At 39.8% G+C, this 12,146-nt stretch carries 10 protein-coding genes; 2 read left to right on the top strand and 8 right to left on the bottom strand.

Translation table 11 applies throughout. The features are described 5' to 3' along the window. Nucleotides 1–1,041, bottom strand: a complete 1,041-nt coding sequence (locus N5J47_RS04000) for a 3-deoxy-7-phosphoheptulonate synthase (protein ID WP_279959131.1) — start codon at nt 1,039–1,041, stop codon at nt 1–3. Nucleotides 1,042–1,645: 604 nt separating this feature from the next. Between N5J47_RS04000 and N5J47_RS03995 the strand changes: the two genes are divergently transcribed. Further along, complete coding sequence (locus tag N5J47_RS03995) at nt 1,646–3,220, top strand: ATP-binding cassette domain-containing protein (RefSeq protein WP_279959133.1); 1,575 nt, start codon at nt 1,646–1,648, stop codon at nt 3,218–3,220. A gap of 56 nt (nt 3,221–3,276) precedes the next feature. Here the strand turns inward: N5J47_RS03995 and N5J47_RS03990 are convergent, their stop codons facing one another. The 5 genes from N5J47_RS03990 to argC all read right to left on the bottom strand — a co-directional run bounded on the left by N5J47_RS03990 (nt 3,277) and on the right by argC (nt 8,845). After that, nucleotides 3,277–3,639, bottom strand: coding sequence for a YnfA family protein (locus N5J47_RS03990; protein ID WP_279959134.1), 363 nt, complete (start codon nt 3,637–3,639; stop codon nt 3,277–3,279). Nucleotides 3,640–3,730: 91 nt separating this feature from the next. Then, nucleotides 3,731–6,016: an ATP-dependent Clp protease ATP-binding subunit ClpA gene (gene clpA / locus N5J47_RS03985; protein ID WP_267979317.1), complete on the bottom strand. Its 2,286-nt coding sequence runs from the start codon at nt 6,014–6,016 to the stop codon at nt 3,731–3,733. A 512-nt stretch (nt 6,017–6,528) separates the two neighbouring features. Continuing rightward, the gene (gene clpS, locus N5J47_RS03980) at nt 6,529–6,942 is read right to left on the bottom strand and encodes an ATP-dependent Clp protease adapter ClpS (RefSeq protein ID WP_279959135.1); all 414 of its coding nucleotides are present in this window, start codon (nt 6,940–6,942) and stop codon (nt 6,529–6,531) included. A 22-nt stretch (nt 6,943–6,964) separates the two neighbouring features. After that, nucleotides 6,965–7,720 carry a DUF6776 family protein gene (locus tag N5J47_RS03975; protein ID WP_267979314.1) on the bottom strand — a complete coding sequence of 252 codons (756 nt, stop codon included), beginning with the start codon at nt 7,718–7,720 and terminating at the stop codon, nt 6,965–6,967. A gap of 75 nt (nt 7,721–7,795) precedes the next feature. Beyond that, entirely contained in the window at nt 7,796–8,845 is a 1,050-nt protein-coding gene (gene argC, locus N5J47_RS03970; RefSeq protein ID WP_279959136.1) for an N-acetyl-gamma-glutamyl-phosphate reductase, read from the bottom strand. 333 nt (nt 8,846–9,178) lie between these two features. Between argC and N5J47_RS03965 the strand changes: the two genes are divergently transcribed. Then, nucleotides 9,179–10,714, top strand: coding sequence for a hypothetical protein (locus N5J47_RS03965; RefSeq protein ID WP_279959137.1), 1,536 nt, complete (start codon nt 9,179–9,181; stop codon nt 10,712–10,714). Here N5J47_RS03965 and N5J47_RS03960 read toward each other — a convergent pair. Together N5J47_RS03960 and rpiA are read right to left on the bottom strand one after the other, a co-directional pair. Continuing rightward, on the bottom strand, nt 10,711–11,400 hold the full coding sequence (locus tag N5J47_RS03960; RefSeq protein WP_279959138.1) for a SprT family zinc-dependent metalloprotease: 690 nt from the start codon (nt 11,398–11,400) through the stop codon (nt 10,711–10,713). The genes N5J47_RS03965 and N5J47_RS03960 overlap by 4 nt on opposite strands. Continuing rightward, nucleotides 11,400–12,071, bottom strand: coding sequence for a ribose-5-phosphate isomerase RpiA (rpiA, locus tag N5J47_RS03955; protein WP_279959139.1), 672 nt, complete (start codon nt 12,069–12,071; stop codon nt 11,400–11,402). The genes N5J47_RS03960 and rpiA overlap by 1 nt, the downstream gene beginning before the upstream one ends. Between the last annotated feature and the right edge of the window lie 75 nt (nt 12,072–12,146).

Below are 12,146 nucleotides of genomic sequence, written 5' to 3'. Positions count from 1 at the left end.
TTAATGTCTTCTCATCTGCTCAGCGACATCCAGCAATAACTGTTCAGTTTTATCCCAACCTAAACACCCATCTGTCACAGATTGACCATAAGTCATTTCACAGGAAATCTTTTGATTACCATCGACCAAATGACTTTCAAGCATAACCCCACGAACTTTAGATTCAGCACGCTCTGCAATGATCTGCTTTAAAACATGAGGTTGCTGTAATGGATCTTTACCACTATTGCCATGACTACAATCAATCACTAACGCAGGTAAATGCTTATGTTTGAAATACATCGCCTGAATTGAGGCTAAATCATAGTTTGTGCCCTGATTTGAACCACGCAAAATTAAGTGTGGTAAAGGATTACCTGTACTATGCAAAATGGCAGGCAAACCCTGTTGCGTCATTCCCAAGAATTGATGAGGATTCAATGCCGATTGAATCGCATCCAGTGCAATTTGAATTGAACCATCTGTCCCGTTCTTGAAACCGATGCTATATGGCATATGGCTGGAAATTTCACGATGAATCTGTGATTCGCTGGTACGTGCACCAATCGCACCCCAAGCTAATAAATCATCGAAATAGCCTGTTGCCATCGGGCTTAAAATTTCACTGGCGATTGGCAAACCTTTTTCGATCAGTTGTAAATAAAGCGCACGAGACTTTTCTAAACCTAACTGCAAATCTGAAGTATCATCCAGATTTGGATCATATAAAAAACCTTTCCACCCCACCGTTGTACGTGGCTTTTCGATGTAGGCACGCATCACTAGGAAAATCTGATCTTTGACCTGTTCTTGTAATTTTTGTAAACGGTCAGCATATTCCAGCACTGCAACTGGATCATGAATTGAACAAGGCCCCGTAATCACCATAAGACGATGATCTTGACCTGATAAGATATTTTGAATGGTTTGACGATGTTTTGAAATTTGCTGCGCTAAAGTTGCAGACAAGGGATACTGCGCTTTGAGTTGTGCTGGCAAGCTAAGTAAGGATTCTCTGATTTCTGTTTGTGATTTTGTCAAAGCAGTATTTAAAGCATTCATTATTGATTTCCTTTGGACTGTTGTTCAGTCCCATCATTTATTTGAGCAAGTGCGAACGAAGCGATAGTGATTTCTTTGCAAAGTAAAACCAAGAAGTCTTGCTAAAATATGAAACGTTGAGTGTATACATGGCATTGCTCCAAAAATGATAAATGTTAAAGCATAAAAAAACCTGATCGGGGTTGCCGATCAGGTATTAACTGGTTGGGCAACCTTTTTGCTGCCCGAAACGCATCAGGCAACTATCAATAGTGCCAGAAATAAAAATATGCGTTTGTATTTACAGTATGCTTTAACATGTTTCTTCAAAATATCTAAAAACTGTTCCTAAGTTCTAAATTACGCACTATTTCAGCGTTTGACAAGTATTTTTTATCTTTTTTAAGGCTAGCTTCAAAAGTTTAAAGTTTGACCTTGATAACTTTCCTGCATAGAATAGTGGAAAAATATACCAATCTGAGATCACGCCAATGAAGTAAGTTCTATTTTTATCATCAAATTCCATTTTTCTTTTTGATGTGCAAAATAGACTTATGTATCGTTAGCGATTCATATTCTAAAACTCAATCATCTCTATTTTGCATATCCTGTTTATGAGGTTTTTATGACTCAACAGGCATGTATTGTTTCAAACTTATCTCTTGAATTACCACAGCATAAGCTATTTAACCACCTTTCCTTTCAACTGCCTTTGCAACAGTTTTCAGGATTGATTGGACGAAATGGTCAAGGTAAATCATTATTAATGTCCATTTTGCATCTTCAACAAGACAGTCAACTGCCCTATTCAGGTCAAATTTTATGGCAATGTCCACATCAATATTTAGCCCAACTCCAGCGTATTGAGGCAGATATCATTGCTCAAGCCTTAGAGATTGAAGATTTATATTTATGTTTTGAGCGCATTCAACAAGGGATTGCCTCATTTAGAGATTATGATCAAGTCGAGAATCTGTGGCATTTACCAACGGAATGGCAACAGCTACTGGAAAGTGCCAAGCTACCTAGTGATTTAAACACACCCATTCAATATTTAAGTGAGGGGCAAAAAACTAAGCTTGCCCTGTGTCGTTTGTTTTTACGTAAAGATCATTATCTGCTGCTGGATGAACCAAGTAACCATTTAGATGCTCAAGGACGAAAATGGCTAATTAAACAGATAGCTCAACATCCAACGGGCGGGCTGATCATTAGCCATGATCGAGAATTGTTGACGCATGCACAGGGTATTTTTGCGTTAAATCAGTTTGGTTTGCATTATTACGGTGGAAATTATGCACTCTACTATCAACAACATCAATCACAGGTTGACGCTTTATCACAAGCCGTTCAACAAGAAAAACGTGAGTTAAAACAGCTTAAAGAGCAGCAACATCTTAGCCAGATGAAAGCGCAAAAACGCAAGAAAACAGGTGAAAAATTAAAGGCTTCAGGTTCACAAGCCTCTATCTTACTGGATGCCAAAAAAGAGCAATCCGAACAATCGCTTTCTCATCTGCGCAAACAGCAAGTTAAGCAACTTGCTGATACCAAAAATGAGTTACAGCAAAAGCAAGTGCAACTTGAGTATTTCAAATCACAATCTTTTGAATTTACCCAACTCACAGGTAAATCGGGAGAAATTTTACGTTGCCAGCAATTACAACTAGCGTATACAAAGACAAAGCCAATTGACCTTGCCATTACTGCTGGAGAAAAGTTACATTTAAGAGGTAAAAATGGTGTTGGTAAATCAACCTTATTTAAAACCATTCAAGGTTTCATCGAACCACTTTCTGGAGAAATTCATTGCAAAGTAAATACTGCCTACCTTGATCAAAACCTGTCATTAGTGGAAGAAAATCTTTCTGCTGTTGATTATTTATTGAGTATTGATCCAGAACTCTCTGAGCAACAATGTCGAACACTGTTAGGTAGTTTACAAATTCGTCGGGACAAGGCACTTATGTCTTTATCATCACTCAGTGGCGGTGAACGCTTAAAGGTGGCATTGCTTGCAGTGAAGTTGCAATCGTTAGAACTATTACTTTTGGATGAACCTGAAAATCATCTTGATATTGAGTCTCGTGAACTTTTGGCACATGCCATTCATTCTTTTAATGGTGCTGTGATTCTTGTTTCGCACGATGATCAATTTGTTGAAGAATGTGGAATCAAACAGTTTTATATTTTAGCGTAGTTTTAAATTGTATGATGAAGCATGAAAATTTAGCTTAAGTTCTCATGCTTTATAAATTAACGCACCAAGCCCTGTGGCTGTAAAACAATCAATGCTGCACCACATAAAACCACCATGCCACCAAATAAATCCCAGCGAGTTAATGCCACTTGATCTACATAACGCAACCACATTAACGCCGTGAAAATATAAATCCCGCCATAAGCTGCATAAATACGACCCGAAGCCGCAGGATGCAAGGTCAGCAGCCATACAAAGACCGCTAGGCTAAATGCTGTCGGAATCCATAACCAATGGGATTTGCCCTGATTTAAAATCAGGTAAGGAAAATAACATCCTAGAATTTCTGCAATTGCAGTGATAAAGAACAAGCCAAAGACTTTAAAAACGTGCCCAATTGAAAAAGACAGTTCAAACATGAGTAAAACAATTCCAAATTTTATCAGTATTATAAATAAAAATAACCCAAACACTTCAAGCATTTGGGTTATTCAGTACATCATTTAAAACTTAAGCAGGTTCAGCACTTGGATTGATATGATCTTCAAATACTTCCAGTTTTAAACCTACCTCTTTGCCATCTTCTGTTTTCACTGAAACAGCAACGTTACCGCCATGCTCTGCCAACTCACCAAATAAAATCATCTCAGCAAGCGGCTTTTTCAAATGCTCCTGAATCAGGCGCTGCATTGGGCGAGCACCCATCAGACGGTCATAACCATTGGTAGATAACCAGTCACGTGCGCTTTGATCAACCTCAAGCACCACCTGTTTGTCATCCAATTGCGCTTGAAGCTCAGTCAAGAACTTATCTACCACTGAATCAATGACTGTGGTTGGAAGCGCCTTAAATTGAATCACGCCATCCAGACGGTTACGGAACTCTGGTGAGAATGCACGTTTCATGGCATCCTGATTATCCGTACTATGGTCTTGCTCAGTGAAACCAATACTTGAACGTACGATACTTTCTGCACCAATATTGGTGGTTAAAACAATAATCACATTTCTAAAATCAGACTTACGACCGTTATTGTCAGTTAAGGCCCCATGATCCATCACTTGCAAGAGCAAATTAAATACATCTGGATGTGCTTTTTCAATTTCATCCAGCAATAAAACACAGTGCGGATTTTTATGGATGGCATCAGTCAATAAACCACCTTGATCATATCCAACATAACCTGGAGGCGCACCGATCAGACGAGAAACCGCATGACGTTCCATATATTCAGACATATCAAAACGAACCAATTCCACACCGAGCAATTTTGCAAGCTGCTTGGTGACTTCAGTTTTACCCACGCCTGTTGGACCAGCAAACACAAAACTTCCCACTGGCTTGTCAGGTGCTTTTAAGCCTGCACGAGACAGTTTAATCGCTGATGCAAGTGCTGTAATCGCCTCATCCTGACCAAACACGACACGTTTTAGATCACGCTCCAAATTTTCAAGTACAGTCTTGTCATCTTTCGACACAGTTTTCGGTGGAATACGGGCAATCTTGGAAACGATATCTTCAATGTTTTCTACAGAAATCATTGAACCATCCATTTCGGCTTTGAGACGACGTTGAGCACCCGCTTCATCAATCACATCAATTGCTTTGTCTGGCAAGAAACGGTCATGAATAAATTTAGAAGAGAGCTCAACGGCCGCAACCAAAGCTTTATCGTCATATTCAACATGGTGGAAATCTTCAAATTTAGACTTTAATCCACGCAAAATATCAATCGTTTCATTCACACTTGGTTCATTGACATCAATCTTTTGGAAACGACGGGATAAGGCATGGTCTTTCTCAAAAACCTGACGATATTCCTGAAATGTAGTTGATCCAATGCAACGTAAAGTTCCATTTGCCAATGCAGGTTTAATCAAGTTTGATGCATCCATGGTACTGCCCATACTCGAACCAGCACCAATGATCATATGAATCTCGTCAATGAATAGAATCGCATTTGGATTCTTTTTTAATGCATTGAGCAACTGTTTTAAACGCTTTTCAAAGTCACCACGATATTTTGTACCTGCAACCAAAGCGCCAATATCCAGACTATAAACTTCGGCATTGGCAAGTGGTTTCGGTGCCTTACCATTGACAATTAACCATGCCAGACCTTCCGCAATTGAGGTTTTACCTACACCAGGATCACCCACCAACAGTGGATTATTTTTACGGCGGCGACATAGGATTTGTGCTGCACGCTCAATTTCTTTTTCACGTCCAATCAGAGGATCAGTTTTACCCTTTTGTGCTTCGATATTTAAATTAAGCGTATACTGCTCTAATGGACCCGCATTGGCAGAAGCTGCATTTTCACCCTCAATATCCTCAACTTCTTCTTCAACCTGAATCTCATCTTTACGCGTACCATGAGAAAGATACTGAGTTAAGGTCAAACGATTGATTTGATGGCGTTTAAGCAAATAAACTGCAAAAGAGTCTCGCTCTGAGTACATCGCAACCAAAACATCCGCGCCCTCTACAGTACGGTCTCCACCACTGGATTGAACATGGAAAATAGCCCGTTGCAGAATTCGATCAAAACTTTCTGTCGGATGAGGCGCCTGTTCACTGTTGTCACCAAGTTTCGGGGTATGTTGCTCTACATATTCCTCTAACTCCTTACGCAAGGTAACGATATCAGCACCACATGCCTTTAACGCATTTACGGCCGAGTCATTATCAAGTAAGGCAAGCAACAAATGTTCAACTGTCAGAAACTCATGTCTCTTTTGACGAGCCATGCTAACAGCCAAACGTAAAGATACTTCCAATTGACGACTGAGCATGTAACCCCCTTATATCTTGGGCTCCATCAAAAAAAGACCTCTCTTTTAATGAAAAAGCGAATTATTAACTTGATCCGCCAGAGCTTCTGTAATTGCCATTTCATCTATGCCTACAAAGCTCTTGACTTCATAATCTACTGTTAGCATTAGTTGAGTATCTTGGTCAAGATTCAAAACATCGTATTGTTGTAAAAATTCAATTACAAAAAGAATAAGACTTATCTAATCGTTCAAAAAGACAGCAGATTTATTACTTATTTAAAGAATCACTGATTAATGTTAACTTTTGATAAACTTACTCTAAAAGGAATATATTCCGCAATTACTTCGCTTTCCTTAACTCGCCACTCGAGCATAGCCCCGCCTTAGGTCACTTTCCCAACGCTGCCACTCGATCATATGATCCATATATGGCGCAAGGTCTTGCGCAGCTAAAAAGCGTTGCTTTTTTTAACGCTTTCACTCACAGCATAGCTGTTCGTCTTGCGCTCGGAACAAAGCTTCGCTTTGTTTTATCCTCGCTCAGGTTCAATCTGGCACAACAAAGGATGTCCTTGGGAACGTGCATAATTATTCACCTGATTGGCTTTGGTCTCGGCAATATCCCTTGGATAAACACCAGCAGTGCCCTTACCTTCGTAATGAACGGTTAACATCACCTGATTTGCCTGTTCAAAGCTCATTGCAAAGTAGCTTTGCAACACCTCAATCACGAAGTCCATTGGTGTGTAATCATCATTCATTAAAACAACGGCATAGAGGGGTGGTCGCTTCAATTCTGGCGGGGCTGTTTGCACAACCACCTCACCCTCATGATCCTCTTGCGAATCACCTAAACGTGGATTCAAGTGCCAGTCAACATAACCCGATTGATGAAAGGAATTTTTCACTTCACTTAAATTCATTTGACGTTTGTATCTTCGCATATTAAGTTCTTAATCTAAAAATTTACTGGGCATTTGCCTCAGCTTGAGGGATTTCCGACACGAAAGCAGAACTTACATCAACAGGTTTACCACGTTGCCAGCTAAAACGTTTAATTACAGGTGTGCCTGAACCTGATAAACGCACTTCGATAAATTGAGGTGTAAAGCCCTTTGGCATGGTCCATCGCCCAGTCAAGCGCTCAAAGTCATCAAAATTAAAGTTTTTATCCTCTAACGGTATATCCAGTATTTCAGTGTCCTTAATCAAACGTAATTCAACTGTACCCATTGCACGGCGTTTATTTGGACTAACCTGAACCAGATCCAACTGATATTCAAAAGCATTTTCAGGAAGTGATTTAATCGCAAAATCCTGAACCGTTAAGCTTACACCACCACGCTGCCTAAGAATGTCACGATAAATGGTATTCATGCTTGCAAATTGTGCTTTATCTGCATTGGCCTGATTAATTCCCTTGAATAACTCGTCTGCATTGCCAACAGCCATATCTCGTTCTTGCACAGCGGCATTCAGGCTTTTGCTTACAGAATCCAGCGCGGCTTTTTGCTTCTGCACAACATCAACAAGCTGTTCCGCATCCGCATCATAACCAACAACGGTTAATCCCTGACGATGCCCGACAGTGTAACCAAGCATAAAACTGCTGCCAATAAGTAAAGTTGCAGCAATGACTAAAGGTAAATTCGTTTTGAGGAATTTATTTTTGTTAACGGAACTCTCTGGTAAAGTGGTCGGTTCAGCGTTTTCCATCATCATCTCTATCGTTATGGACTACATCAAAGCACACATTTAAATCCATATTTAAATGTGTGTGAAGTAAAAAAGCGTTTTTTATGGTAATAAACCGATACCATTCAAACCAGCAGCCTCGTCAAAACCAAACATGAGGTTCATATTTTGAACTGCCTGGCCAGCGGCACCTTTCACCAAATTGTCCTGTGCAACCAAGATAATCAACTTATTTGGCTGAGGACGATATAAAGCGATTCGTAATTCATTGGCACCACGGACACTACGGGTCTCAGGCGAACTATTGGCTGGCATCACATCCACAAAGCGTTCATTTTGATAGAAGTTTTGGTAAAGTTCCTGCAAATCGATTTGCTGGCCTTGCTCTGTCAGGTCTACATAAATAGTACTGAGCATACCACGAATCATGGGCACTAAATGAGGTACAAAAATAAGCTGATCAAATTGGCCTTGTTGACCTGAAATATTCTCTAGGGCCTCAACAATCTCAGGGTGATGACGATGGCCCGCAACACCATAAGCCTTGAAATTATCCGCATTTTCACTATAGATCATGTCTAGGCTGGCTTTGCGACCTGCACCAGATACGCCTGATTTTGCATCAACAATAATGCTTTGTGTATTTATGAGTTGATTTTGCGCTTTTAATAAAGGCGCCAAACCCAATTGTACTGTGGTTGGATAACAACCTGGATTACCAATCACCTTGGCGTTTTTAATTTTTTCACGATTAAGTTCACTCAAGCCATATACTGAATCTTTCAATACCGTCGGACAGCTATGTTGCATACCATACCATTTCTCGAATTGAGCTAAATCCTGTAAACGGAAATCAGCGGCAAGATCAATGACTTTTGTACCAGCAGCAATTAGTTCTTCAGCATGTTGCATTGCAACTCCATGAGGTGTTGCAAAAAACACAACATCACATTGCTTGAGCAGATCCAGACTAAGATCGGAGAACTCAAGATCAGTATGTCCACGTAAACTTGGGAACATATCCGCTACGCGCTTTCCTGCTTCAGTTCGGGAAGTTAGAACACACACTTGAGCTTGTGGATGTCTTAATAATAGACGCAATAATTCAACGCCTGTATATCCAGTTCCCCCAACAATTCCAACAGAAATCACGTGCTCTACCTCAAATGATATATGTGCCGCTAGTATGGCAGTTTGATGGAATTTTCACAATCCACAACCCTATAACTTATATAGTGTTTCTTATGTTTATGGCTTTATATGTAACAAATCCAGAAACTCATGGAATCAGCACATACGGGATTTAATCACTGTAAAAGATTCGCTATTCAGCAAAAAACAGTGTAAAAGATATTTTTAAATCGTTTTACTGATGCCGATTTTACCACTGGTCAAGAAATACTATTGAATCATTGAAGTATTCGCATAGAATAAAAACCATGCGGTAATAATAAATTTCATGGATGCAAATTTTGGAGAGCGGGAATGCCTTCTTTGAGTGTAAAACAAAGAACATATCGTCATATTGGTCTAGGCTTAGGCACACTTATATTAAGTTCGGTACTCATTAGTTGTGGTAGTGGGGAAAGCAAGGCACGTATTGAGAATACCCCTGTTGTTTCAGTTCCAAAACCAAAGAATTTTGACATTAAAGTTCCTGTGGAAATGCGGAATGTCGTTGTTAAAGTTCTCGACAATACTGATAACTCCATCGTTCTTGAACAGACATTAACCACAACAACAAACTTAAGCCTTACATTACCAATAGTGCTTAACCGCAGTCATTTATATAGAGTTGAGATATCAACTCTTCCGAATTCACTGATCTATGATTTTATTAGTGGTCAGTATCAAGACTTTTCCATGACTATACATGCGCTTGTGGATGTTGACACGAGTAACTTAACCCAAAATATTTTTATCAACCCAAGCTCAGAAGCAATTTATCAACGTGCACTCATCCGCTCTGGGCAATTACCAAATGAACCTGAAGATCCAACACGTATTAGTTCATTACATCTAAAAATGGCATCTAATGATGTAAATACAGCTCTATTAAATGCCTTTAGTGGAATGAATATTAAAAACCTTGAACCATCTTATTTATTAAGCGCCTTTATCCCACAAAATATAGACATGAACCAACAAACTACTGTCTCTATATATACAACTACATATTTTAGTTTTGGCTACTTAAAGCAATGGGCAAATCAATTTCCAAATAATGCCTTTATAGAATTTACCAAGAATTTAGCAGTAGATTTACGCGATGGCTATCTTGACGCAAAAAAAATACGTGGAGACCAAGACACTTTAACATCCATCGTTGCTGTCTCGCCTGAAAATACCGATCCTAGTAAAAATACACTAATCAATATCGCAGCTAATCAGAAGAATGTCCGAAACCAATATGCTGTTTCTTTAAAAGAGGCTGTATTAGAACTAGCAAATAATTACGAACAGCAAAACTTGAATCCAACTGGTTATGCTTTATTGCAGCAGAAAAAATATGTAGGCGATGAACCAACCATAGATTCTACTTCTTCGTTCCGTGTTGCAGGTGCTGGTGACTATCGTCGTGCTATTGGTTTTGTCGATACAATAGAGAGTTGTAATGCTTCAAAATATCCATGCAAACAAGGTATAACAGGTATTAACCTAGTGAATGCTGGTTTACCCTCTATTGAATATTTAGTTGGTCATTATGAAGATAAAGTGAATGGATGTCAGTTAAATATTCGCGCCAATGGCGCACTGGAACTGATTAAGGATTCAAAAATGTACCGCTCAGTTTTAGATGCGGATAGTACTGATAATTTATTACAGCTTCCAGATCCAACAAAATCTGAATATTTACTTAATAGCAGTTCTCCTGAGCCAAATAATGATTCGTTAAAATATGCATTTGTACAGGTTCGCATTAAGGCCAATCAGGTATTGAGCGCACAGGCAGGTTTGGACAGCCGCAAAGCACCTGATGAGCAGTTAGAAGAACCAATAGCACAATGTAGTTTTAGCTAAACATACCACCATGCAGGCAACTGGATACTTTTCAATTGCCTGCGATGATGTAAATATTCTGGATCATGCTCACTGACTCGATGCCAAAATGCAGGACTATGATCAAAATGCTGTGTATGCACCAGTTCATGCACACATACTGCGCGAACATTCTCCTCAGGCATAAGCACCAATGCCGCATGAAGCATAATATCTTGCCTTGAACTACAGCTTCCCCACCGTGTTTTAGGCTTTCGAATTGTACAACTTTGATAGGGCAAACTTATTTCTTGACTGATTTGGGTTAAATATTCAGGCAAAAATTGTTTTGCATAGCCAAGTGTTGCAGCCTGTAAAGCCTTTTCAGGTTGTTCATTTCGAATGAACAAAGCATGTTGTGCCCAGTCGAACTTAAAAATATTGCGTTGTTGCTGATGAATAATTTGAAATGGCTGTACATGATAAAATAATTTAATCTGTTCTGGAAAAACAGCTGTTAAATTTAATTGTTTTTGCTGTTTATCCCAGGTTTCAATCAGCCATTGCTCTGATTGATTTAAAAACTGCTGAATCTGTTTCTTAGTACAAAATAAAGGAACTGTTAAACGAATACCTGTCGGTTCAACACGCAGGCGCAAACTTCGCGCGCTGGCATGTCGAACTATTTTAATTTCAGGTAATTGAGCTTTTAATGCAAGCAGAGCCATTATTGCGCTATACGTTCTTCAATACCGTGATCAGTCGCAACAACCGCAATACTTGCTGCATTTAAGGCAAAAATACCATTAGTCACCACACCTGGGATATTGTTGAGTGTTTTTTCCAGTTCGATGGCATTTAAGATATTCAGATTAAAAACATCCAGAATCACATTACCATTGTCCGTGACAACACCCTCACGGTAAACAGGATCACCGCCCAAGGCAACAATCTTGCGGGCAACCGCAGAACGTGCCATTGGAATAACTTCCACAGGCAATGGAAAATCACGCCCCAATTGCCCCACCCATTTTGAGTCATCCACAATACATACAAATTTCTTGGCAATTGAAGCCACAATTTTTTCACGGGTCAAGGCTGCGCCACCGCCCTTGATCATGTGCATATGACGGTCAATTTCGTCTGCGCCATCTACATAGGCATCTAGCCCACCCACCGAGTTCATGTCAACCACTTCAATCCCAAGTTTTTTCAGGCGCTCAGCCGTTGCATTGGAACTTGCCACTGCTGCCTCTAACTGCAATTCAGGCAATAAATCAATTAAAAAATTGACGGTACTTCCTGTTCCTACGCCCAAGATGCCGCCTTTGGGCAAATGTTTCAATGCCGCTTTTGCCGCAGCCTGTTTCTTTTCATCTTGGGTTGCATATAGACTCATGACTTCACTCAACTATTTTGACATTTGCTGCAAGAAAACAGCGCAAATGCACAGGGGTTTGCTACAATGTTCACC

Source organism: Acinetobacter sp. GD03645, assembly GCF_029845285.1.
Taxonomy (GTDB): Bacteria; Pseudomonadota; Gammaproteobacteria; order Pseudomonadales; family Moraxellaceae; genus Acinetobacter; species Acinetobacter corruptisaponis.
This window is presented reverse-complemented; position numbering and strand designations above follow the sequence as displayed.

Bases quoted from the DNA above. Each gene is read 5' to 3' on its own strand.
- N5J47_RS03990 (WP_279959134.1), bottom strand. From the start codon at position 3,639: ATGTTTGAACTGTCTTTTTCAATTGGGCACGTTTTTAAAGTCTTTGGC.
- N5J47_RS04000 (WP_279959131.1), bottom strand. From the start codon at position 1,041: ATGAATGCTTTAAATACTGCTTTGACAAAATCACAAACAGAAATCAGA.
- N5J47_RS03965 (WP_279959137.1), top strand. From the start codon at position 9,179: ATGCCTTCTTTGAGTGTAAAACAAAGAACATATCGTCATATTGGTCTA.
- rpiA (WP_279959139.1), bottom strand. From the start codon at position 12,071: ATGAGTCTATATGCAACCCAAGATGAAAAGAAACAGGCTGCGGCAAAA.
- clpS (WP_279959135.1), bottom strand. From the start codon at position 6,942: ATGCGAAGATACAAACGTCAAATGAATTTAAGTGAAGTGAAAAATTCC.
- clpA (WP_267979317.1), bottom strand. From the start codon at position 6,016: ATGCTCAGTCGTCAATTGGAAGTATCTTTACGTTTGGCTGTTAGCATG.
- N5J47_RS03975 (WP_267979314.1), bottom strand. From the start codon at position 7,720: ATGATGATGGAAAACGCTGAACCGACCACTTTACCAGAGAGTTCCGTT.
- N5J47_RS03960 (WP_279959138.1), bottom strand. From the start codon at position 11,400: ATGGCTCTGCTTGCATTAAAAGCTCAATTACCTGAAATTAAAATAGTT.
- N5J47_RS03995 (WP_279959133.1), top strand. From the start codon at position 1,646: ATGACTCAACAGGCATGTATTGTTTCAAACTTATCTCTTGAATTACCA.